The sequence below is a fragment of the Novosphingobium malaysiense genome, assembly GCF_000802225.1.
GTDB lineage: Bacteria > Pseudomonadota > Alphaproteobacteria > Sphingomonadales > Sphingomonadaceae > Novosphingobium > Novosphingobium malaysiense.
On the sequence record NZ_JTDI01000007.1, the window covers coordinates 253360 to 275841 of the forward strand.

25 protein-coding genes are annotated in these 22482 nt (G+C 66.3%); 16 read left to right on the forward strand and 9 right to left on the reverse strand.

The features are described 5' to 3' along the window. Nucleotides 1–217: 217 nt before the first annotated feature. The 3 genes from groL to LK12_RS20605 all read right to left on the reverse strand — a co-directional run bounded on the left by groL (nt 218) and on the right by LK12_RS20605 (nt 3832). Entirely contained in the window at nt 218–1870 is a 1653-nt protein-coding gene (gene groL / locus LK12_RS20595; RefSeq protein ID WP_039288435.1) for a chaperonin GroEL, read from the reverse strand. 123 nt (nt 1871–1993) lie between these two features. After that, the gene (locus tag LK12_RS20600) at nt 1994–2278 is read right to left on the reverse strand and encodes a co-chaperone GroES (protein WP_039288438.1); all 285 of its coding nucleotides are present in this window, start codon (nt 2276–2278) and stop codon (nt 1994–1996) included. Nucleotides 2279–2401: 123 nt separating this feature from the next. After that, entirely contained in the window at nt 2402–3832 is a 1431-nt protein-coding gene (locus LK12_RS20605; RefSeq protein ID WP_039288441.1) for an MATE family efflux transporter, read from the reverse strand. A 179-nt stretch (nt 3833–4011) separates the two neighbouring features. Here LK12_RS20605 and LK12_RS20610 point away from each other — a divergent pair, with 179 nt between their 5' ends. Then, the gene (locus LK12_RS20610) at nt 4012–4557 is read left to right on the forward strand and encodes a c-type cytochrome (protein ID WP_039288444.1); all 546 of its coding nucleotides are present in this window, start codon (nt 4012–4014) and stop codon (nt 4555–4557) included. Then, complete coding sequence (locus tag LK12_RS20615) at nt 4554–4991, forward strand: nuclear transport factor 2 family protein (protein WP_039288446.1); 438 nt, start codon at nt 4554–4556, stop codon at nt 4989–4991. The genes LK12_RS20610 and LK12_RS20615 overlap by 4 nt, the downstream gene beginning before the upstream one ends. Nucleotides 4992–5090: 99 nt before the next feature. On the opposite strand, the gene LK12_RS20620 is transcribed toward LK12_RS20615, so the two are convergent. After that, nucleotides 5091–5702: a hypothetical protein gene (locus LK12_RS20620; RefSeq protein WP_039288450.1), complete on the reverse strand. Its 612-nt coding sequence runs from the start codon at nt 5700–5702 to the stop codon at nt 5091–5093. Between the two features lie 77 nt (nt 5703–5779). After that, nucleotides 5780–6646, reverse strand: a complete 867-nt coding sequence (locus LK12_RS20625) for an NTP transferase domain-containing protein (protein WP_039288453.1) — start codon at nt 6644–6646, stop codon at nt 5780–5782. Between the two features lie 133 nt (nt 6647–6779). Between LK12_RS20625 and LK12_RS20630 the strand changes: the two genes are divergently transcribed. Genes LK12_RS20630 through LK12_RS20635 form a run of 3 tightly spaced genes read left to right on the forward strand, consistent with a single transcriptional unit; the run spans nt 6780 to nt 8659 of the window. After that, complete coding sequence (locus LK12_RS20630) at nt 6780–8267, forward strand: ATP-binding protein (RefSeq protein WP_039288456.1); 1488 nt, start codon at nt 6780–6782, stop codon at nt 8265–8267. Nucleotides 8268–8279: 12 nt separating this feature from the next. After that, nucleotides 8280–8456: a DUF4169 family protein gene (locus LK12_RS24365; protein ID WP_082010670.1), complete on the forward strand. Its 177-nt coding sequence runs from the start codon at nt 8280–8282 to the stop codon at nt 8454–8456. Beyond that, nucleotides 8456–8659: a hypothetical protein gene (locus tag LK12_RS20635; protein ID WP_039288458.1), complete on the forward strand. Its 204-nt coding sequence runs from the start codon at nt 8456–8458 to the stop codon at nt 8657–8659. The genes LK12_RS24365 and LK12_RS20635 overlap by 1 nt, the downstream gene beginning before the upstream one ends. Before the next feature lie 33 nt (nt 8660–8692). On the opposite strand, the gene LK12_RS20640 is transcribed toward LK12_RS20635, so the two are convergent. Further along, nucleotides 8693–9172 carry a hypothetical protein gene (locus LK12_RS20640; RefSeq protein ID WP_039288461.1) on the reverse strand — a complete coding sequence of 160 codons (480 nt, stop codon included), beginning with the start codon at nt 9170–9172 and terminating at the stop codon, nt 8693–8695. 179 nt (nt 9173–9351) lie between these two features. Between LK12_RS20640 and bioF the strand changes: the two genes are divergently transcribed. The 11 genes from bioF (at nt 9352) to LK12_RS24765 (ending at nt 19855) form a co-directional block, all read left to right on the forward strand. Then, nucleotides 9352–10515, forward strand: a complete 1164-nt coding sequence (gene bioF, locus LK12_RS20645; protein WP_039288464.1) for an 8-amino-7-oxononanoate synthase — start codon at nt 9352–9354, stop codon at nt 10513–10515. Beyond that, on the forward strand, nt 10512–11132 hold the full coding sequence (locus LK12_RS20650; protein ID WP_039288466.1) for an alpha/beta fold hydrolase: 621 nt from the start codon (nt 10512–10514) through the stop codon (nt 11130–11132). The genes bioF and LK12_RS20650 overlap by 4 nt, the downstream gene beginning before the upstream one ends. Continuing rightward, entirely contained in the window at nt 11129–11890 is a 762-nt protein-coding gene (locus LK12_RS20655; RefSeq protein WP_039289623.1) for a methyltransferase domain-containing protein, read from the forward strand. The genes LK12_RS20650 and LK12_RS20655 overlap by 4 nt, the downstream gene beginning before the upstream one ends. A gap of 103 nt (nt 11891–11993) precedes the next feature. Beyond that, nucleotides 11994–12629 carry a dethiobiotin synthase gene (gene bioD, locus LK12_RS20660; protein ID WP_039288468.1) on the forward strand — a complete coding sequence of 212 codons (636 nt, stop codon included), beginning with the start codon at nt 11994–11996 and terminating at the stop codon, nt 12627–12629. After that, the gene (locus tag LK12_RS20665) at nt 12626–13894 is read left to right on the forward strand and encodes an adenosylmethionine--8-amino-7-oxononanoate transaminase (RefSeq protein ID WP_039288471.1); all 1269 of its coding nucleotides are present in this window, start codon (nt 12626–12628) and stop codon (nt 13892–13894) included. Before bioD ends, LK12_RS20665 begins: the two co-directional genes overlap by 4 nt. A 92-nt stretch (nt 13895–13986) precedes the next feature. Beyond that, nucleotides 13987–15342: an NfeD family protein gene (locus LK12_RS20670; protein WP_052223655.1), complete on the forward strand. Its 1356-nt coding sequence runs from the start codon at nt 13987–13989 to the stop codon at nt 15340–15342. Between the two features lie 29 nt (nt 15343–15371). Beyond that, a complete protein-coding gene (locus LK12_RS20675) occupies nt 15372–16133 on the forward strand; it encodes a slipin family protein (RefSeq protein ID WP_039288474.1) in 762 nt (253 codons plus the stop codon). A gap of 383 nt (nt 16134–16516) precedes the next feature. After that, the gene (gene ahpC / locus LK12_RS20680) at nt 16517–17080 is read left to right on the forward strand and encodes an alkyl hydroperoxide reductase subunit C (protein WP_039288476.1); all 564 of its coding nucleotides are present in this window, start codon (nt 16517–16519) and stop codon (nt 17078–17080) included. A gap of 134 nt (nt 17081–17214) precedes the next feature. Further along, nucleotides 17215–18804 carry an alkyl hydroperoxide reductase subunit F gene (gene ahpF / locus LK12_RS20685; RefSeq protein ID WP_039288478.1) on the forward strand — a complete coding sequence of 530 codons (1590 nt, stop codon included), beginning with the start codon at nt 17215–17217 and terminating at the stop codon, nt 18802–18804. 208 nt (nt 18805–19012) lie between these two features. Next, on the forward strand, nt 19013–19198 hold the full coding sequence (locus LK12_RS25225) for a hypothetical protein (RefSeq protein ID WP_039288481.1): 186 nt from the start codon (nt 19013–19015) through the stop codon (nt 19196–19198). Between the two features lie 210 nt (nt 19199–19408). Then, nucleotides 19409–19855 (forward strand): hypothetical protein, encoded by a 447-nt coding sequence (locus LK12_RS24765; RefSeq protein ID WP_156135577.1) that lies wholly within the window; start codon nt 19409–19411, stop codon nt 19853–19855. Here LK12_RS24765 and LK12_RS20695 read toward each other — a convergent pair. Genes LK12_RS20695 through LK12_RS20705 form a run of 3 tightly spaced genes read right to left on the reverse strand, consistent with a single transcriptional unit; the run spans nt 19742 to nt 22263 of the window. Beyond that, nucleotides 19742–20269, reverse strand: coding sequence for a Smr/MutS family protein (locus tag LK12_RS20695; protein WP_407938176.1), 528 nt, complete (start codon nt 20267–20269; stop codon nt 19742–19744). The two genes, LK12_RS24765 and LK12_RS20695, sit on opposite strands and share 114 nt — an antisense overlap. Before the next feature lie 50 nt (nt 20270–20319). Beyond that, on the reverse strand, nt 20320–21513 hold the full coding sequence (gene mltA, locus LK12_RS20700; RefSeq protein WP_039288487.1) for a murein transglycosylase A: 1194 nt from the start codon (nt 21511–21513) through the stop codon (nt 20320–20322). Between the two features lie 60 nt (nt 21514–21573). Beyond that, nucleotides 21574–22263: a Tim44/TimA family putative adaptor protein gene (locus LK12_RS20705; RefSeq protein ID WP_039288490.1), complete on the reverse strand. Its 690-nt coding sequence runs from the start codon at nt 22261–22263 to the stop codon at nt 21574–21576. Between the last annotated feature and the right edge of the window lie 219 nt (nt 22264–22482).

The following is a 22482-nucleotide window of genomic DNA, read 5'->3' on the forward strand; positions in this document are numbered from 1 at the left end:
AGCGATGCGCGACGAACTGCAGGGCGCGCGCGGTAATTACAGGAAATCGTACAATTCTGTCCCGGCCAGGTTCGATTCGAACCGGCCACTTCTGCACACAAGAGTAGGATTTGCGCGAATCGGGGCCCCGATTCGGGTCCCGAGTCGCCGATGCAAAAAGGGCCAGGGATCGCTCCCCGGCCCTTCGCATGTTCGTCGGATAGACGGCGTAGTCGGCTTAGAAGCCGCCCATGCCACCCATGCCACCCATGCCGCCCATGTCGGGCATTGCCGGCATGGCGGGCTTGTCGTCCGGCTTCTCGCTGATCGCCGCTTCGGTGGTGATCAGCAGGCCGGCGACCGAAGCCGCATCCTGCAGCGCGGTGCGCACGACCTTGGTGGGGTCGATGACGCCGGCGGCAACCAGGTTCTCGTAGGTGTCGTTCGCGGCGTTGAAGCCCAGCGTCTCGTCGTTGCCGTCGGTCAGCTTGCCGGCAACCACGGCACCGTCGAAGCCGGCGTTCTCGGCGATCTGCTTGACCGGGGCGACGATCGCCTTGCGGACGATGTCGATGCCGCGGGTCTGGTCTTCGTTGGCACCGGTGAGGCCGTCGAGAGCCTTGGCGGCATAGAGCAGCGCGGTACCGCCGCCCGGAACGATGCCTTCCTCGACGGCAGCGCGGGTGGCATGCAGGGCGTCGTCGACGCGATCCTTGCGCTCCTTCACCTCGACTTCGGTGGCACCGCCGACCTTGATCACGGCCACACCGCCGGCGAGCTTGGCGAGGCGCTCCTGGAGCTTCTCGCGGTCGTAGTCGCTGGTGGTCTGCTCGATCTGCGAACGGATCTGCTCGACGCGAGCCTTGATCTCGTCGGCCGAACCGGCACCGTCGACGATGGTGGTGTTGTCCTTGTCGATGGTGACCTTCTTGGCTTCACCGAGCATGCCGAGCGTGACGCTCTCGAGCTTGATGCCGAGGTCTTCGGACACCATCTCGCCAGCGGTCAGCGTGGCGATGTCGCCCAGCATGGCCTTGCGACGATCGCCGAAGCCCGGAGCCTTGACGGCGGCAACCTTGAGGCCGCCACGCAGCTTGTTGACGACGAGCGTGGCCAGGGCCTCGCCCTCGATGTCCTCGGCGATGATGAGCAGCGGACGGCCCGACTGCACCACGGCCTCGAGGATCGGCAGCATCGACTGCAGGTTCGAGAGCTTCTTCTCGTGGATGAGAATGTAGGGATTCTCGAGCTCGACCGTCATCTTGTCGGGGTTGGTGACGAAGTACGGCGAGAGGTAGCCGCGATCGAACTGCATGCCTTCGACGACATCGAGTTCGAATTCGAGGCCCTTGGCCTCTTCCACGGTGATGACGCCTTCCTTGCCGACCTTCTGCATGGCTTCGGCGATCTTCTCGCCGACTTCCTTGTCGCCATTGGCCGAGATCACGCCGACCTGGGCGATTTCGGAGTGGTCGGAAACCTCACGCGAACGCGAAGCGATGTTCTCGGCGACCTTGGTCACGGCGAGATCGATGCCGCGCTTGAGGTCCATCGGGTTCATGCCGGCCGCGACCGACTTCATGCCCTCGCGAACGATCGCCTGGGCCAGCACGGTGGCGGTGGTGGTGCCGTCGCCGGCCGCGTCGTTGGCCTTCGAGGCCACTTCGCGGATCATCTGCGCGCCCATGTTCTCGAACTTGTCCTTGAGTTCGATTTCCTTGGCGACAGTGACACCGTCCTTGGTGATGCGGGGAGCGCCGAAGCTCTTCTCGATCACGACGTTGCGGCCCTTGGGGCCCAGCGTGACCTTCACGGCGTTGGCGAGGGTGTCGACACCGGCGAGAATACGCTCACGGGCGTCGCGCGAGAACTTTACGTCCTTGGCTGCCATTTCGAATTCCTTTTCTCATCGTCATCCCAGCGAAGGCTGGGATCGCGGGCTGCTTGCGCTGCCCTATCGAGGTTCAGTCAAATTCCTGAGATCCTGACCTTCGCCAGGATGTCCGCGATCGCCTCAGGCGATCACGCCCAGGATGTCGCTTTCCTTCATGATCAGCAGGTCTTCGCCGTCGACCTTGACTTCGGTGCCCGACCACTTGCCGAACAGCACGCGGTCACCCACCTTGACGTCGAGGGCCTGGACCTTGCCGTCGACAACGGCGCCGTTACCGGCAGCGACGATTTCGCCCTCGGCGGGCTTTTCCTTGGCGCTGTCGGGAATGATGATACCGCCGGCCGTCTTTTCTTCGGCCTCAACGCGGCGCACGAGAACACGGTCGTGCAGCGGACGGAATGCCATGGGATTCTCCCTATATCCTACGAACACAAAAAACTGGGATTGGCACTCTCGGATAGGGAGTGCCAACGGCGGCGGATATGGTCTCGCCCCCGAAGAGCGTCAAGCGGTCCTCGCAGAAAAAATTTAGCTGAGGTTCAGGTCCGCGACGAGCCGGTCCCGATGCGGGACAGCCGGGACCTCGCCGGGCCGGTAGAACCGGTCGCGCCTGTGCCAGCGCACGAGCAGCAGCGCGGCGGCGACGGTCAGGCCCACCGCGAGTCCGATCCACACGCCCACGCCGCCCACCGGGGTATAGAGGCCCAGTACCACCGACGTGCCGAAACCCGCCAGCCAGTAGCCGAACAGCGCGATCATCATCGGCACGCGCGTGTCCTGGATGCCACGCAGCACGCCTGCCGCGACGGCCTGCAGGCCGTCCGAGAGCTGGAAGATCGCGCAGACGAACAGGTAGCTCAGGGCATAGCCGACCATGGCGGCATTGGCCGGGGCCGAAACGTCGATATAGGCGGACAGGATCAGCCGCGGCACGGCCAGCAGGGCCAGCGCCGACACACTCATGAACACCATGCCGATAAGGATCGCCGCCCAGCCGGCATGGCCCACCCCCTCGCGGTTGCCGCTGCCGTAGTGGTAACCCACGCGGATGGTCGCGGCCTGGCCGATGCCGAAGGGTACCTGAAAGGCGAAGGCGCCGATCTGCAAGGCGATGGTATGCGCGGCAAGCTGCGCCTCGCCCACCCGGCCCATGACGAAGGCCGCGCCGGAGAACAGCCCGCCCTCGGCGATCAGCGTGCCGGCGATCGGCAGGCCCAGCATGAGCATCTGGTTCATGCGCTGCCATTCGGTGCGCCACCAGCGGCCGAAGACATGGAACCGGCGCAAGTTGCGGTCCCAGGCGATGGCCGCGACATAGGCGACGACCGTGCTCGAGGCGGTGATGATGCTCGCCAGCGCGGCGCCGGTCAGCCCCAGCGCCGGCGCGCCGAAATGGCCGAAGACGAGCGCGTAGTCGCCGACGATGTTGACGAGGATCGAGGCCGCCGTGATCGCCGTCGCGAAGACCGGACGGCCCAGCGCGGACACGAAAGTGCGCAGCACGTTGGCCACCGCCATCGGTACCATCGCGACGGACAGCAGGGCGAGGAACGATCCGCCCTGCCGCGCCAGCTGCGGCTCCTGCCCGGTCGCCAGCATGAACTCGGTCGAGAACTGGCACAGCGCGATACCAGCCACCCCGAGCCCGACCGCCAGCCACAGCGCCATGCGGGTGGTGCGGCGCACTTCGCGCACGGCATTGTGCCGCCGGCCCAGCTCGGCCGCGATCAGCGGCGCGCAGGCACTCGTCACGCCGTTGAGCCCCATCATCAGCACGGCAATGATCGCCACCGCCAGGCTCGAGGCGGCGAGCGCCTGCTGCCCCAGGCGCGCGACGAACATCACGTCGGTCGCGAACACCGCCATCTGCAGCAGGTTGGCGAGCGCCAGGGGCCCCGCGAGGCGCAGGGTGGCGGCCAGTTCCAGCCGGAAGGGAGAAGATTCGGACGCGGGCGCCATGGCGCGCGAGCCCTAGGCGGATCGGTACCGACACGGAAGCGTTTTCGCCCGGATCGCCGCGCATTTTCGCCGCGTGCAGGCGTTAAGCCGTTTTTCCGCAACAGGCATGTTGGGCCCTATCAACGGCTTCCTTTTACCGCCGGCATATAATACCCCCTGCCCACCAAGGAGGACGTCGCATGAATTTCAGGACTATCGCGGTCATCTTGCCCTATGCGTTGCTGGCTGCCTGCGGCGGATCGAGCTCCAGTCAGGAAGCGGCGACTCCCGCGGCGGAAACGGCGAGCACTGAAGCCGCGATCTCCACCGAGGCAGCCGCTCCCGTGGAAGCCTCCGCTACCGAAACGACGGCGCCCGTTGCCGATCCCAGCCCCGCGACAACGCCGGCCCCGGCGCCAGAGCCGACGCCGGTCGCGACCACCCAGGTTGCCGCCGCCACGCCGCCGCCGGCCTTCGCCGTGTGCCGCGCCTGCCACTCGGTCGAACCCGGCAAGAACGGCGTTGGCCCCACGCTTCATGGCATCTTCGGCAGCAAGGCGGGCGAGGTGCCGGGCTACAACTTCAGTCCGGCGCTGGCGAAGTCCGGCATCGTCTGGGATCGCGCCGCGCTCGACACCTGGCTGCAGGGTCCGATGAAGATGGTGCCGGGCACCAAGATGGTCATCGCCGTTCCCGATGCAGGCAAGCGCGAAGCGATCATCGACTACCTCGAAACGCTCAAGTGACCGATACCGAAGTCAGGGCGCTGGCGGAAATCCACCAGCGCCTGGCTGCCTGCACGCAGGCCGGTGACGCGCGCAAGGCCGAGGCCTATGCGGGATGCTTCACCCATGCCGGCGTGCTCGAACTGGACAACGAGACGATATCCGGCCGCGACGCCATCCTCGCGTGGATGACGGCGCCCTCGGTGATCCCGGCACCGACCGGCGGCACGCCCGGTTTCATCAGCCACCATCTGACCACCTGTAGCGTCGACTTCACCGGCCCCGACAGCGCCACCGCGCGCACCTACTGGCTGGTGACGAGTGCCGCCGGGCTCGATCACAACGGCTTCTACGTCGACAGGCTGCAGTACGAGGACGGCCAGTGGCTGATCGCCCACCGCCGTCCGCGCACCTTGTGGATCAGCCCGACAAGCGTCCTGCACGGCAAGGGCTGATTCAGGAAACGGGCTGACACGAAAAGGGACGGCACCGGCAGCCGGCACCGCCCCCTTGTCCGGCGTTCCCAAGGGGTAAAGGAACGCGCGGAAGAGGCCTTAGACCGCCAGGCCGGGCGCCGGCGCGCGATGTTCGGGCTTCGCGGCGGGTTTCTCCATCTTGGCCGGGATCGCCTGACTTTGCGGCTGAACCGCCTCGCAGCCGTCGGAGGCGGCCTGCGTCAGCTTCGGCGCCTTGCCCGATCCATCGGAGCTGTAGGACACCGTGCGAGTGCAGCCGTTGGCATCGGTGGTCGATGAATAATAGGTCACGTGCATGCCCTGCGGCACGTCGCCGACGAGGGTAAGACCCGGCGCAGCCTGCGCAGTGCCATGCGCGACGGCCTGCTGCTGCATCTGCGCGGCGCGCTGGCGGAGCACGGCGGCCCGCTGCATCAGCGCCTGCATGTGCGCATCCATGATTGCCGAGATACGCTCCATCCGCGCGAAGGGATCGACCATGACCGGGGCCATGGCAGGCACGGCCACAGCCTCGACCGGAACGACATGCACGCGCGGCGCGACGTCGCCGGTGTACTGCACCTCGACCACGGAACCATCGGGCGCATCGACATTCATCGTGTGCAGCTTCGCCGAAGCGGCCTGCGCCACGCCGGCACCGAGCGCCGTCAGGGCGGCGGCGCCAATCAGATACTTGGGGGCTTTTCGCATTGGGGTAATCCTCCTTGTGACTCGTCCCATTGCGATCCCGGAGGTTGCCGCATCGAAGCTTAACCGGCGATTACAGATCAGGCCCTTGCTGCCACCCGTCGCGCGCCCGTGCCGGCCTCTCCCTCCTCAACGCCTGCACTCCGGTCGTCGAGCAGGTCGCGCGCCGCTGCATAGCTGTGGTGGTCGTCGACATCGATGGCCTGGCTGCCGTCGGCCAGCACAACCGCACAAAGCCGCAGCTTCAGCTTGCGCGACGCCAGTTCGGTCGCGGCGGCAAGCGTCAGCATCCGACCGCGCATGAGCAGCAACCCCAGGATTCCCGCCGCACGGCGGATGCGCGATCCGCTGCGGTCGAACCCGCGATTCCCGCGAAACGCTTCCACCGCGCGCACCGCCACGGGCCCGGCAATGCCATAAATGTCGCAGGCGGCAAATTCGCCGTCGCGCAGCGAGAGAAATCGGCGCGGGGCGGACCGGTGGGCGGCTTCCACGCAATCGCGCGGCACCAGCGTGATCGCCGCGTCCGCCCTCGTAAGCGCCTCGGCCACGGCGTCGATCGCCTCGAGCGTCAGCAGGGCATGATCGGCGGTCGTAACCACCACCGGGCCCTCCCAGCCCCCGGCGGCATCGCGCACGCTGTCGGCCAGATGCTCGCGCGCCTCGACCAGGGCGACGATTCCGCGGCCGGGCATGCTGGTGAGCATGTCCCACATGGGCGCGAACATCTCGCGCTCGACGCAGATCGCCAGACTCTCCACGCGCGGATGGGCCATCGCCGTGCGCAGCACGTGGGCGATCATCGGCTGACCGGCCAGCGGAATCAGGCAGCGATGGCTTTCCCCGAATCGTTCCGCAAGCGGATCGGCCACGCCTTTGGGCTGACCGGCAAGGACGATCAGCCGCAAGGGGGGCGATTCCGGCGATGTCCGAAGACCGTGTTCCATCGCTCCCCGATTGCGCAACTTTGTGACAATGGCGTGAAACGGCCCTTCGTTTCGGCGACGCCGGGCCTCATCCTATGGAAAACGCCAGCCGGCACCTTGCGCCGCCCTGCCCGGCTTTGGCAGGGGATGCCCCGTGAGCGCATCCATCGTCATCGGCGAAACACCCCGCGGGGAGCCGATAGAGATCGACATCAAGGAACTTCTGGCGACCCGCCTGCTGGTGCAGGGCAATTCCGGGTCCGGAAAGTCGCACCTGCTGCGCCGCCTGCTCGAAGAAAGCGCCGGAATCGTCCAGCAGGTGGTGATCGATCCCGAAGGCGACTTTGTTTCGCTGGCAGAGGAATTCGGCCATGTCGTGATCGACGGCGCCGCCTATGGCGAGGCCGAGATCGTCCGTCTCGGCGCGCGCATCCGCCAGCACCGCGCCTCGGTCGTGCTCGCGCTCGACGAGCTGGAAATCGACCAGCAGATGAAGTGCGCCGCGCAGTTCCTCAACGCCATGTTCGATGCCCCGCGCGAGCAGTGGTATCCGGCGCTCGTCGTCGTCGATGAGGCGCAGATGTTCGCGCCCGCCGCCGCCGGCGAAGTTTCCGAGGAAGCCCGCCGCATCTCGCTCGGCGCGATGACAAACCTGATGTGCCGTGGCCGCAAGCGCGGTCTGGCCGGGGTGATCGCCACGCAGCGCCTTGCCAAGCTCGCCAAGAACGTCGCCGCCGAAGCCAGCAACTTCCTGATGGGCCGCACCTTCCTCGACATCGACATGGTGCGCGCCGCCGACCTGCTGGGCATGGAGCGCCGGCAGGCCGAGCAGATCCGCGATCTGGCGCGCGGCCAGTTCCTCGGCCTCGGCCCCGCCATCGCGCGCCGCCCCGTCGCGGTGAACATCGGCGAAGTGCGCACCGGCGCCAAGTCGGTCACGCCCGGCCTCGTCCCGCTGCCCACCGCCAGCACCGAGGACATGCGCGAGCTGCTGCACGATAACCTCCACGTCGAACCCGAACGCCCCGAATTCCCGCGTCCGGCGCCGCGCACCGAGGATGCCGAGACGGTCGCCCGCCGCATCGCCGCAAACGAGATGCTCGAACCGACCGGCGCGCAGGCCCGCGACCGCGAGGCCGAGCGCCAGCGCGCCGAAGCCGATCCCGAAGAGAACCGCGCCGCCATGGTCGAGATCATGAACGAAATGGCGAAGGAAGAAGACTGCACCTTCCAGTCCTCGACCACGCTGTTTCAGGACTTCACCATCCGCTGCCGGATGAAGGGCATTTCGGTGCGCGGGCTCGACGCGACGATGTTCCGCCGCGGCTTCGCTGCCGCCATCGCCGGGATCGACGACCCCGACGACGAGCGCTGGCTGGATCTGCAGAACCTCGCCAAGCACGTGCCCGACGATGCCCTCGCGCCGTTCTACGTGATCGCCCGCGCCGCGATGGACGGCAAACCCTGCCCCGACGACACCGAACTCGCCCGCATCTACGGCACCAGCTCCCCGCGCCGCGTCCAGCGCCTGCTCGACTACCTCGAGAAGGACGGCCTGCTCGTCGTGCGCACCGACTTTTCCGGCAAGCGCTCGGTCGGCGTGCCCGATCTCGGCGTGACAACGACGGCGGTCGAGGCGTAAGAAAAGCCGGTTATGGCTGACATCGTGAACCTGCGCATGGCCCGCAAGGCCAAGGCCCGTGCCGCCGACAAGGCGGAGGCACGGGCCAATCGCGCGCTGCACGGACGCACCCGGGAAGAGCGCAAGACGAGCGAGGCCGAGATCGCGCGGATCGCCCGCACCGTCGACGGTGCGAAGCGGGAAGACTGATGCGCACGACCTATCTCGAAGCGACAGTGCGGCTCTACCACCTCGACTCGGGGCCCGAGGGCGGCGCGGCCAACACGCTGTTCTACGGCCCCCTCACCGAAGCGATGCAGGTCGCCGCCCAGCAGAGCGAAGAGGTACAGGACGGCCTGTTCATCGCCACCGACAACGACGTGGTCGCCTATCTGGATTTGCTGGAAGGGTAAGGCACAAGCCGGACCTCTCCGAACGGCACGGCATTAAAAACGCGCCTGCAATCCCGCCGAGATATAGTGATCGCCGAAGTTGGCCTTTGCATCGAAACGCGGTGCCAGCGGCATCGCGACGGTCCCGTAGGCCCGCAGGTCTCCGCCGATGAAGCGCGCGCCCACGCCGAAGGTGAGCGACATCGGCAGGCTGTAGGTGGCCTCCACCTTGCCGAAGATCTTCGTTCCCGAATTGTCGCACTTGCCGTCCGAGACCTGCTCGCCGGTGTCTTCGTTGAAGCATTGCGAGTTCGTCTCTTCGTAACCGGGATGGTCGCGGTGGTGGAAGAACACGCCGCCGCCCGGCGTCAGGGCAAAACCGCCATCGCTGATGATCGGGACGCCAGCGGAGATTTCCGCCCCGGTATCGCCTTCCGCATGGGCGACGTCGGCCTCTGCCGTGATCTGCGCGGCAGCGGGTGACGCGACGACCAGAGCCGGCAAAACCGCTGCGGAGAAGAGTGCGAACTTCATTGTGAATCCCTGCGTTTCAAGAGCATGTTGCCTTATCTCCGGGATCGAAGGCTCGACAAGAGCAGGCGGACTCGCACCGGCGCGACGGCGTCTCCGTCCGTCCCGAACGTGTGGGGTGGGGCTTCCGGAACGGCCTGAGCCATTGTGCCCGGGCGCGCCATGCCATACCGGCTGCGGCGATGAGCCGGCTCGATTCCCATCTGCAAGCTGCCCTCGCCCGGATCGACAAGGCCGGGCAGCGCCGGACGCTGCGTGCGACCGCGCTGGCGCCGCGCGGCCGCGTCATCCGGGACGGACGTGAACTGGTCGACTTCTCGAGCAACGACTACCTCGGCCTCGCCCGCCATCCGCTGCTGACCGAACGCGCGCGCGAATGGACGGCCAGGGATGGCACCGGTTCGGGCGCCTCGCGGCTGGTCACGGGGACGAGCGCCGCGCACCTTGCGCTCGAAGCCAGGATCGCCGCGTTCAAGGGCACCGAGGCGGCGCTGCTCTTCGCCAGTGGCTGGCAGGCCAATGCCGCCGTGATCCCGGCGCTGCTCGCGGCCACCCCCGGCGTTGCCGTGTTCACCGACCGGCTGATCCACGCGAGCATGCATGCCGGCGTCGCCATGGCCGGCGTGCGCCAGCACCGCTTCCGCCACAACGATCTCGACCACCTCGAAACGCTGCTGGCGAGCAAGGGCGCCGATGCTCCCGCCCGGCTGATCCTGACCGAGAGCGTGTTCTCGATGGACGGCGACCGCGCCGACCTGCCGCGCCTCACCGCGATTGCCGAAGCCCACGATGCCGCGCTGTTCGTCGATGAGGCGCACGCGACCGGGGTGCTGGGCCCGCAAGGCCGGGGGCTGAGCGCCGAAATGCCGGGCAGGATCGACCTCGTGATGGGCACCTTCAGCAAGGCGCTGGGCGGGTTCGGGGCCTATGTCGCGGGATCGCGGGTCCTGATCGACTACCTCGTCAACACCGCGAGCGGCTTCATCTTCACCACCGCGCCGCCGCCCGCCGTACTGGGCGCCATCGATGCCGCGCTCGACCTCGTGCCGGGCATGGACGCCGAACGCGCGCACCTCGCCGCGCTGGGCGACCGGCTGCGCGAAGGGCTGGATGCGCTCGGGCTCGACCACGGCCATTCCTCCACGCAGATCGTGCCCGCGGTAATCGGAGCGGAAGAGGATGCCATGGCGCTGTCCGCGAAACTGGAAGCGGCCGGCTTCCTTGCCTCCGCCATCCGCCCGCCGACGGTTCCGCCCGGCACCAGTCGCCTGCGCCTCGCCCTTCGCGCGAGCCATTCGGCAGCCGACATCGATGCCCTGCTCGCCGCGATCGGAGATGCGCTGTGAAGCTCCTCTTCGCCCACGGCTGGGGGTTCGACCGGCACGTCTGGGATCCGCTCGTCGCGCTGCTGCCCGATGTGGAACATGCCGTCGACGACCGCGGCTATTTCGGTGCGCCCTCAGCACCCGAGATCGAGGGGCCGTGCCTTGCCGTGACCCACTCGTTCGGGACGATGCGCGTGCTCACCGATCCGCCGTCGGGGCTGGTGGGCCTCGTCGCGATCAACGGCTTCGAGCGCTTCACCGCCCTGCCCGGCAAGCCAGGTGTCGCGGTGCGCGTGGTCGACCGGATGCTGCGCCGCTTCGACAGCGATCCGCGCGGCGTTCTCGCCGAGTTCCGCAAGGCCTGCGGCAGCCAGGACGCGTTCGGCGAGATCGACCCCGAGCCGCTGCGCGCCGATCTGCTGCGGCTGCGCGACGCGCAGGCGCCATCGCCCAAGGTCCCGGTGGCGGTGCTGCAGGGCGGACAGGACCCGATCCTGCCGTCCGCCATGCGCGCCGCGGTCTTTGCCGGCAGCGAGGTGCACCGGATCGACCACGAAGCGGGCGGACACCTGCTGCCGCTCGAAAATCCGGAGCTGTGCGCGCAGGCGGTGCGCGGCGCGGTGGGCGCGCTGGCATGACCGACCGACACGCGCAGATCGCCCGGGCCTTTGCCGGGGCCCGCGACTACGACCGCCACGCGCGCGTCCAGCGCGAGGTCGCGCAGGCACTCGCCGCGCGGATCGCCGCGCTCGATCTGCCCGAACATCCGCGCGTGCTCGAACTGGGCTGCGGCACCGGCTTTCTCACCGAAGCCCTGCTGGAGCGGGGTATCGGCGGCGACTGGCTGGTCACCGACATCGCGCCTGCCATGGTCGATCGCTGCCGCGCGCGGCTTGGCGAACCCCCGCAGCGCCGCTTCGCCGTGCTCGATGGCGAACACGGCACGCCCGAGGGTGGGCCCTACGATCTCATCTGCTCCAGCCTCGCGCTGCAGTGGTTCGACGACGCTCCCGCCGCGCTCGCGCGCATGAAGGACTGGCTGGCGCCGGGCGGGCATTGCCTGATCACCACGCTCGGCCCCGGCAGCTTTGCAGAGTGGCGCGCCGCCCATGCCGCCGAGGGTCTCGACGCGGGCACCCCGCCATTCGCGCCGGTCGAAGCCTTCGCTGCGCTCGATCCGAAGGACCTCGTCGTCGAGACCGTGGTCGAAACCCATCCCGATGCACGCGCCTTTCTCCACGCGCTCAAGGCCATCGGCGCGGGTACGGCGGCACCGGGCCACCGCCCGCTACCCCCCGCCGCGCTGCGCCGCGTGATGGCCGCGTTCGAGCGGTCGACATGTAAAGTTACATACGAGGTCGTGACCTGCCACGTTCACCGCGCTAGGGGGGCGTGATTTTCACTCCCGTTCGTGTCGAGCGTAGTCGAGACACGCCTGCGCGAACGGTTCTCGACTTCGCTCGAACCGAACGGAGTCGCAAAATCCGGATCGCCAGAGCATGACGCGCCAAACCCTCATCGTCACCGGAACCGATACCGGCATCGGCAAGACCGTCTTCGCCGCTGCGCTGGCCGGTGCGCTCGGCGGACATTACTGGAAGCCGGTGCAGGCGGGGATCGAGGACGACGGCACCGATGCCGACCGCGTCGCCCGGCTTTCCGGTCTCCCGCGCGAACGCGTGCTGCCAGAGGCCTATTGCCTCGTCACGCCCTGCTCCCCGCACCTCGCCGCCGAGATCGACGGCGTAGCCATAGACCCGGCCCGGCTCGCCCTGCCGCAGGTCGAAAGCCCGCTCGTGGCCGAAGGCGCGGGCGGGGTGCTGGTACCGATCAGCCGCAGCGAGACCTATGCCGACCAGTTCGCCCGCTGGGGCGCGCCGGTGGTCCTCGTGGCGCGCACATCGCTGGGCACGATCAACCATTCGCTGCTCTCGATCGAGGCGCTGCGCGCACGCAGTGTGCCGATCCTGGGGGTAGCCTTCGTCGGCGAGCCGGTCGAGGACAGCGAGGCGACGATCTGCGCCATGGGGCAGGTGCGCCGTCTGGGCCGCCTGCCTGTTATCGACCCGCTGACGCCCGAGGCCCTGCGCAGCGCCTTTGCCGCCAACTTCAAGCTGGAGGACTTCACCGCGTGACATCATCGATATGGCATCCCTTCACCCAGCACGGGCTGGGTGAACCGATTCCGCTGGTCGAACGCGCCGAGGGCGCCTTGCTTCACACCGCCGACGGGCAGGCGATGATCGATGCGATTTCGTCGTGGTGGGTGACGACGCATGGCCACTGCCACCCCAAGATCATGGCCGCCATCGCCGATCAGGCGGACAGGCTGGACCAGATGATTTTCGCCGGCTGGACGCACCAGCCCGCCGAAGACGTCGCTGCCGGCCTGCGCGCGATCATGCCGCAGAGCCTCACGCGCGTGTTCTTCTCCGATTCCGGCTCGACCGCCGTCGAAGTCGCGCTCAAGATGGCGCTGGGATACTGGCATGCCCGCGCCGAAAAGGACGGCGGCCGGCCGCGCCACCGCATCGTGGTGATGGAACACAGCTATCACGGCGACACCATCGGCGCGATGTCGATCGGCGCGCGCGGCGTGTTCAACCAGGCCTACGAGCCCCTGCTCTTCGACGTGGCCCGCATTCCCTTCCCGGCAGCGGGAGCGCGGCAGGAAACGCTCGATGCGCTGGAAAGCTTCTGCAGACAGCCGGATACCGCCGCGCTGATCGTCGAGCCGCTGGTGCTCGGCGCGGGCGGGATGCTCGTCTACGACGCCGGCACGCTTGCCGCGATGCACGAGATCTGCGCGCGCCACGGCGTGCTGTTCATCGCCGACGAAGTGATGACCGGCTGGGGTCGCACCGGTTCCCTGCTGGCCTGCGAACACGCCGGCGTGGTGCCCGACATCCTGTGCCTGTCAAAGGGCCTGACCGGCGGCGCCGTCCCGCTGGCCGTGACCATGGCGAGCGAAGCGATCTACGAAGCGCACTGGTCGACCGACCGCGCGAAGATGTTCTTCCATTCGTCCAGTTACACCGCGAACCCGCTCGCCTGCGCCGCGGCCGCCGCCAATCTCGCGATCTGGCGCGAGGAGCCGGTTCTCGAGCGGATCGCCGACCTGGCGAGCCGTCAGACCGAATGGCTGGTCAAGCTCGGCCAGGTCTGCCACTTCGAGAACCCGCGCCAGATCGGTACCCTCGCCGCACTGGACCTCAAGACCCGTGGCGAAGGCGGCTACCTCGATACGCTGGCCCCGCGCCTCATGGCGTTCTTCCGCGAACGCGGCGTGCTGCTGCGCCCGCTGGGCAACACGGTCTACGTGATGCCGCCCTACTGCATTACCGACGAGCAGCTCGGGCAGGTCTGGGACGCGATCGGCGAAGCCGTGATCTCGTTCTAGACATGCCGCCATCGGCAGGGATTTCGAAGTACCGGCGATAAGTGCTACGGTAACGCCCAACCAGATCGTGGGATGGGAAAGGAACGCGGGACATGCTTGCCTTGCGTGGCCGTCGTCAGATTTTCGGCACTCTTCTTCGCGTCCTGCTCGCGATCGCGGCGCTGGTGGGCCTGCCGGCCCTGTCGGTAGCGAAGGAAGCCGTCGTGATGCACATCGACGGCGCCATCGGACCCGCATCCGCCTCCTATGTCGCCGACGGCCTCGAACAGGCGCGGCAGCGCGACGCGGCACTCGTCGTGCTGGAAATGGATACCCCGGGCGGGCTCGACACCTCGATGCGGCAGATCATCCAGGACATTCTTGCCATGCCGATCCCGGTGGTCACCTACGTCCACCCCAGCGGCGCACGTGCGGCGAGCGCGGGGACCTATATCCTCTACGCCAGCCACTTCGCGGCGATGACGCCGGGGACGAACCTGGGCGCGGCCACGCCCATCCAGATCGGCGGTCCGACGTCCGGAGGCGAGGACGAGGACGAGGACGGCGCCGCGATGAACGCGCACGAGCGCAAGGCGGTGAACGATGCCGTGGCCTACATCCGCTCGCTTGCCGAGATGCGCGGGCGCAATGCCGACTGGGCCGAACAGGCCGTGCGCGAGGCGTCGAGCCTTTCCGCCTCGGCCGCGCTGAAGGAAGGCGTCATCGATATCGTCGCTTCGGACCTGCCATCGCTGCTCGACCAGCTGAACGGCAAGACGGTAACGATAGACGGCCGCGCCCGGACTCTCGATACGGCGGGTCTATCCATTCACGAGATCGAGCCCGACTGGGGCACGAAGCTGCTGGCAACCATCACCAACCCGAACATCGCCCTGATCCTGATGATGATCGGCATCTACGGCCTGATCTTCGAGTTTCTCAATCCGGGCGCATTGGTACCGGGCACGGTCGGCGCGATCAGCCTCCTGATCGGTCTCTATGCCCTGGCGGCATTGCCCGTCGATTTCGCGGGGCTGGCCCTGATCGTCCTCGGCATCGCCCTGATGGTGGCCGAAGCCTTCGTACCGTCCTTCGGCGTTCTCGGCATCGGCGGCACAGTCGCATTCGTGATCGGTGCCGCCGTCCTGTTCGACACCGACATCCCGGCCTTTCGCGTCAGTTGGTCGGTGATCGCCGCCCTGGGGGTATTCAGTGCGGGCCTGCTCATCCTTGTCGCCCGCGTGGGTATCGGCGCGCTGAGGCACCGCATCGTCACCGGATCGGAAGAGCTGGTCGGGTCTACTGCCACGGTGCTCGACTGGCACAACGGCAAGGGACACGTCTTTGTCCATTCGGAACGGTGGAATGCACAGGGCCCGGCTACGCTGAACAAGGACGAGACCGTTGTCATCGAGAAGGTGACCGGCCTCGATCTCACCGTCTCTCCCGCGCAGCAGACCGAAACCTGATCGCCCGAACCGATCGCAAGGAGGCAACAATGGCAATCCTGGACTACGGCTTTCTCATACCGCTGATATTCCTCGTCCTGATCTTCCTGTGGGCCGCGATCAAGATCCTGCGCGAATACGAAAGGGCAGTCGTCTTCACGCTGGGCCGCTTCACCGGCGTCAAGGGGCCGGGTCTCATCCTGATGATCCCCTTCGTGCAGCAGATGGTGCGCACGGACCTTCGCACCATCGTCCTCGACGTGCCCACGCAGGACGTGATTTCGCGCGACAACGTCTCGGTCAAGGTCAACGCGGTCGTCTATTTCCGGGTGATCGACCCGAAGAGCGCGATCATTCAGGTCGAAGACTTCATCCAGGCCACCAGCCAGCTCGCGCAGACGACGCTGCGTTCGGTGCTCGGCAAGCACGAACTGGACGAGATGCTGTCGGAGCGCGACAAGCTCAATGTCGACCTCCAGGCCATTCTCGACAAGCAGACCGATGCCTGGGGCATCAAGGTCGCCAATGTCGAGATCAAGCACGTGGACATCGACGAATCGATGGTGCGCGCGATCGCCCGCCAGGCCGAGGCCGAACGCGAACGGCGTGCCAAGGTGATCAATGCCGAAGGCGAACACCAGGCCGCCGCCCGACTGGCCGATGCCGCGCGCGTGCTGGCCGAAGTGCCCGAAGCGATGCAGCTGCGCTATCTCTCGACGCTCAATATCATCGCCAACGAGAACAACACCTCGACGATCGTCTTCCCCTTCCCGATGGATCTGGGCGATTGGCTGGGCAGGAAGAAGGATTGATCCGGAACGGTGCGGCCGAATTTCCTAACGGATCGCGGTCTGTCACACTGCGCGCGGCAGATGCCTGCCCGCTCCTTGAACCGTGTATCGACGAAATTTCCGCCGCACCGGCGCGGAACGAATTTTCACGCCCGTAAAACGATGATAATAAACGATTTCTGCGAACTCTACACCGCGTACGTGGCCAAAATTAGCGAAAAAACGGCCAATCTTGCCCCGCGCTACCGCGAGTGAATCGCATCTCATCGATTAAATCGGTCAATTTATCGCCCCGTGATCGCCTTAATCGATCAGGCCAATCGATTCATCGCGCTACAAATCGTCATGCACCGCGCCTATCTCCCTCCCGTCAGTTCAACACCCAAACGAGGGAGACACCAACCATGGGTATCATCGGCAGCACCATCAAGCCGTTCACGAACACCGCATTCCAGGCGGGCAAGGATTTCTTCGACGTCACCGAAAAGGACATCGAGGGCAAGTGGGCCGTGTTCTTCTTCTATCCCGCCGACTTCACCTTCGTCTGCCCGACCGAGCTCGAAGACCTCGGCGAACAGTACGACACGCTCCAGTCGATGGGCGTTGAAGTCTACGGCGTGTCGACCGACACCCACTTCAGCCACAAGGCCTGGCACGACACCTCGGACAAGATCGGCAAGATCAAGTTCGCGTTCCTCGGCGACCAGACCCACGCCCTGACCAACAACTTCGGCGTCCTGCGCGAGATGGGCCTTGCCGACCGCGCCACCTTCGTCGTCGATCCGGACGGCGTTATCCAGATCATGGAAATCACCTGCGAGGGCGTCGGCCGCAACGCGACCGAGCTCGTCCGCAAGATAAAGGCTGCCCAGTACGTCCGCGAACACCCCGGCCAGGTCTGCCCGGCCAAGTGGGAAGAAGGCAGCGAAACCCTGGCTCCCTCGCTCGACCTCGTCGGCAAGATCTGAGCCTCCCCTCGGGTCGCACCGAGGACAGCGGCCGCACGGCCGCTGACGGCGCGGCCCGGGGCTAGCCCCCCTCCCCGTGAAGCCCCGGGCCGCCACTCTCTCCCAACGCGATTTTTGAGACAGGATTTTTGACGATGCTCGACGCCAACATGAAGCAACAGCTCTCCCAGTACCTCGGCATGCTGCGCGAGCCGATCGAGCTCGTCGCCTCGCTTGGCGACGATGCAAAGTCGGCGGAGACGCGCGAACTGCTCGAGACGATTTCCGGCCTCTCCGACAAGGTCACCGCCACCTTCGACGGCGACGACGACCGCAAGCCCAGCTTCGTGATCCGCCGCGCCTCCGACGCGGGCGTCTGGGTCCGCTTCGCGGGCGTGCCGCTCGGCCACGAATTCACCTCGCTGGTGCTCGCCCTGCTGTGGGCCGGCGGTCATCCGCCCAAGGTTGAAGACGACGTGCTCGACCAGATCCGCAACCTGGAAGGCGACTACAACTTCGAGATGTACTTCTCGCTATCGTGCCACAACTGCCCCGACGTGGTGCAGGCGCTGACGCTGATGGCAATGTACAACCCGCGCGTCACCGCCACGCTGATCGAAGGCGGCGCCTTCAAGGACGAGGTGGAGAGCCGCGGCGTCATGGCCGTGCCCGCCGTCTTCCTCGATGGCGAGATGTGGGGCTCGGGCAAGATGGACGTCGCGGAAATCCTCGGCAAGCTCGACTCGGGCGCTTCGGCCAAGGCAGCGGAGAAGCTGGCTGCGAAGAAGCCATTCGAGGTGCTGGTGGTCGGCGGCGGTCCCGCCGGGGCCTCGGCGGCGATCTATACGTCGCGCAAGGGCTTTTCGACCGGCATCGCCGCAGAACGCATGGGCGGCCAGGTGCAGGACACGATGGGCATCGAGAACTTCATCTCGGTTCCCTACACCGAAGGGCCGAAGCTTGCCGCAGCGCTGGAACAGCACGTCGCCGAGTACGATATCGACGCGATGAACCTGCTGCGCGCCGAAAAGCTGATCCCGGCCGAGAAGAAGGGTGGCTATCACGAGATCGTGTTCGACAACGGCGCCTCGCTCAAGGCCCGCTCGCTGATTCTCACCACCGGCGCGCGCTGGCGCAACCTGGGCGTGCCGGGTGAAGCCGAATACCGCACCAAGGGCGTGGCCTACTGCCCCCACTGCGACGGCCCGCTGTTCAAGGGCAAGCACGTGGCGGTGATCGGCGGCGGCAACTCGGGCGTCGAAGCGGCGATCGACCTTGCCAATGTCGTCGGCCACGTGACGCTGATCGAATTCGATCCCCAGCTGCGTGCCGACCAGGTCCTGCAGGACAAGCTGCGGTCGATGAAGAACGTCGACATCATCGTGTCCGCGCAGACCACCGAGATCACCGGCGACGGCAGCAAGGTGAATGGCCTGACCTACAAGGACCGCGAGTCCGGAGAGGAAAAGCACGTCGAACTGGCCGGAGTGTTCATCCAGATCGGTCTCGTTCCGAACACCGAGTGGCTCAAGGACTCCGGCATCGAACTGTCGAACCGCGGCGAGATCGTGATCGACGAGAAGGCGGCTACGAACCTGCCCGGTGTTTTCGCCGCAGGCGATGCCACCACGGTCCCCTACAAGCAGATCATCATCGCCATGGGCGAAGGTTCGAAGGCCGCCCTGTCCGCGTTCGACTACCTGATCCGCAACGAAGCGCCCGAGGAGATCGCGCAGGCGGCTTGATGCCGTTAGTTAAGCCCGGCACCCGATGCCAGGCAGGCGATCACGGGCGGGAGCGTGCAAGCCTCCCGCCCGTAGCCTTTTTTGGACGTCTTCCCGAGGCCCTGAAGCGGCCGTGGCGCCGGCGTTCGAGGCCCGCGCGCGAGATCGAAAAAAGTTCTGCGGCGCGATCGGGTTGAAAATTCCAAGATTCTGATATATATAAGCCCACATGACCAACAGTATATCGGAATTCCATCGCTTCGCTTATAGAGAAGACAATTTTCACGACCTGCGCGACTATTGCGAAGAAAAGGGCATTTGGATTTGCCAATCGCTGCGTCGATCGGGACCCATGACTTTCGCCTTGGCAAGAAATGGCGACGTCGCTTCTGAGCTGAGCAACCGTTTCAGCTAATTCGCAATTCGCGCGTAGCGTTTATCTAAGTCTTTTCAAAGCAAGTTAACCGCGCACCCGCCACATTGGCGCCGGTGCGCGTTTTGCATTGGCGGGGGTCATGTCGCCGGACAGGCACTTGCCGTCGCTCCACCATTCGGCCGAGCCGAATTCGCATCCGGGCTATCCCGACCGCCTCGACACGGATGTTGCGCTGCGGCATAGGGGCGCATGGACATATTCCATCGTTACGAACACGCGATCAACTGGATCGTCAGCCTTTGCCCCCAACCCGACAAGTTCGCCCATACCTACGCGGGCCTTGGCATATGGCTGCTTACCGGCCTGATCAGCCGCAAGCCGCTGTCTTCCCTGTGGTCTCTGCTTCCCGTCGTCGTCCTCGAACTGGCCAATGAAGCCATGGATCGGGTCGCGCACGGGGCGTGGCAGGGACGGGACACGGTGCGCGACATGGCGGCAACGTGGTTCTGGCCTTTCGTGCTGTGCTTCTGCCTTCGGGCATTCCCGGGTCTATCGCGCCGCGCGAGCCGGCAATCGCCGCACCTAGCGACGCCGTCTGAGAACCACGTAGATGGCGCCCGCGCCGCCGTGCCTGCGATGCGCACCGCGGATCGCGACAATATCGGACGAGAACTCACTGGCGGCGAGCCAGTCTGAAATCTTGGCACGAATGGCCCCGCGCCGCTCGCTGCGATCCATGGCGTCGACCGGGCGCGGCTTGCCGGTCACCACCAGCACCACCCGCGCGCCCATTGCCCGCGCCTGCCCCAGGCCGTGCATGAGCCGGCTATAGGCAGCCTCGAGATTTGCACCATGCAGATCCAGACTGAAATCGGGAACGAGGGTCCCCTTGGCGATGCGCTTTTCCCAGGACCCGTCGAGGTGCTGCCGTGTCTCACTGGCCTTTGGCACTACGGGTACCGCGCGCGGCGGCAGCGGCGGCGGTACTCTGCCCTTCGGCTTCTTGAATAGCTGCTTCTTCGCAGCCTGGATCCGGCCTTCATCGGGAGGAGCAGGCTGCACGCGGTGTTCGGGAGGCCTCGGATCGAGCGGGGTGACGGTGCGTGCCACGCGCGACCAGAGATCTCTCTCTTCCGCAGACAACCTGCGTCCCGGGCGTCTCACCGCACGCCCAGCCTGGCGCGCGTACCCTTGGGAACCAGCACGAGAGCCTCGCCGCGACCGCTCATTCCGCCGGCAATGGTCCGAGCTTGGGACCCGGCGCCCCAGAAGGTGTCGAAGCGATTGGCGCCCTTGATGGCCCCGCCGGTGTCCTGGGCGATCCACATCCCATCGGCTTCCCCGCGATCGAGGTCGAGCCAGACCGGAGCCCCCAGCGGTACGTAGCGCGGATCGGCGGCCACCGAGCTTTCGGCCCGCACCGGCACGCTCAGGGCACCGAGCGGGCCGTCTCCGCTCAGCTCCCTGAAGAACACGTAGGACTTGTTTTCATCCATGAGCGCCTTCCCTTCCGCGGGATGCTCATGAATGTACTGCATGATGCCCTGCATGGAACCGGGATACTGCCCGGGCCCATCGCCGATGAGGCCGCGCTGCCGCATCAGCCCACCAATTCCGGTATAGGGGAGGCCGTTCTGTCCCGCATAGCCGATGCGCATGACCGTGCCGTCGGGCGCCCGCAGCCGCCCCGATCCCTGCACCTGGAGGAAGAAGAACTCGACCGGATCGGCGGCCCAGCCGATTTCCAGGCCGCGCCCCATCAGCGCGCCTTGCTCTATCGCTGCCCGGTCCCAATACGGGGTGAAGCGTCCGTCCGGACCATAGCGACCAATCGGCATTCTGCCATTGGCGAGCGGCTCGGCATCATCCGGCTTCGCCCGCACCAGATCGGGCGGCAGACCATAGATCGGCACGTCGAACCCGGCATGGCGCGTCCGGGAGCCGACAATTTCCGGTTCGTAATATCCCGTCGCATGGGCCTTGCCGTCGCCGACCTGCACCGTCTCGAAATAGCTCAGGAAGAAAAGGACGGCCGAGCCCGCCCCCCAGTTTTCGGCGGCAGTACAAGCCGGGCGCCAGTCGTCGGGACGAGTCAGCCCACTGGCGTCGGTCCGCGACATGACGCGCGGACAACTCTCGCGAAACGAGGCAAGCGCTGCAGACGCGTCCGCTCCGGTCAACGACAGGTCGGATATCGATGGCCCCGGTTTTACGCCAAGGGCCACCGCATTCTCCGCAGGCGGCAGGACGACAGCCGACTGCCGCGGAATGACGTTTACGCAGGAAGCGAGGGAGATCAGAAGCGAGAGGCCGACCAGCTTGCGCGCCGCACCTGACGCCGGCCGTCGCGACACTCCCCCTCGACGCAATGTTCAAACTCCGTGAACGGGCCCGCGCAGGGCCCGGCGAAAGGCTCAGCCCTGGTCTGTCTCGTCCAGCAGCCAGTCGGGATCAGCCGAATTCAGGGCGCGCTTGAATGTCCAGATGTCGACAGCCTCGATTGCGTCGTCGAGAGAGCCGGCCACGACATGGCCCTCTGCATCACGGGTAACCGCGGCGATATCGGCGCGGAACCGCAAGGTGATGCGCGCGACGTTGCCTTCGACGCCAGCGGCCACCATGGCACATTCCTCGATACGGACGAGGCGGTTGTCGAGCGTTTCGCCCGCTTCGTTGCGCGCGTCGATAGCACCGGCGAAGCTTTCGTAGACATCGTCGTCGCACAAGTGGCGCAATTCCTCCTTGTCGCCTTTCCAGAAGGCTTCAAGGATCATGCGGTAGGCACCGCGCGCGCCTTCGAGAAAGGCAAAGGCATCAAAGCGGCGATCCGCATTGGCGATTTCGGCAAGCCCGCGCTCGACGGAAGGCGGTGCCAACGGCATTTCGCGCGGACGCAGGCCCTGTTCGGCCCGCGCGCGGTCATCGCTCTTGGCATCCGGCTTGGGCTGGGCCGGGATACGCGATGTACCCGGACGGCCCTGACGCCCTTCGAAGCGGCCCGGGATCGGCTCTTCCTCGTGCTCGGCACGACGGCCCAGCACAGAGTACAGCCGCAGCCCCAGGAATGCTGCGATCATGGCCAGGATCACTATTTCCGGTGTCACGTTCCTTTTTCCATCCCTTTCTTGTGCATCGTCAGTGATAGAAGACTCACGCTGCAGTGCGTCAGCTTACCCCGAGATAGGTACAGTTTACAAATGAACAACGTGTGAGCGGGCCGATCGGGGCAATTTTTCGGCGATCCGTTACCGCTTCGCCACGCATAACGACAACCATGGGACCGCTCTTGCGCACAAATTCCCGTTTGCGGGTGTTCCACGGAG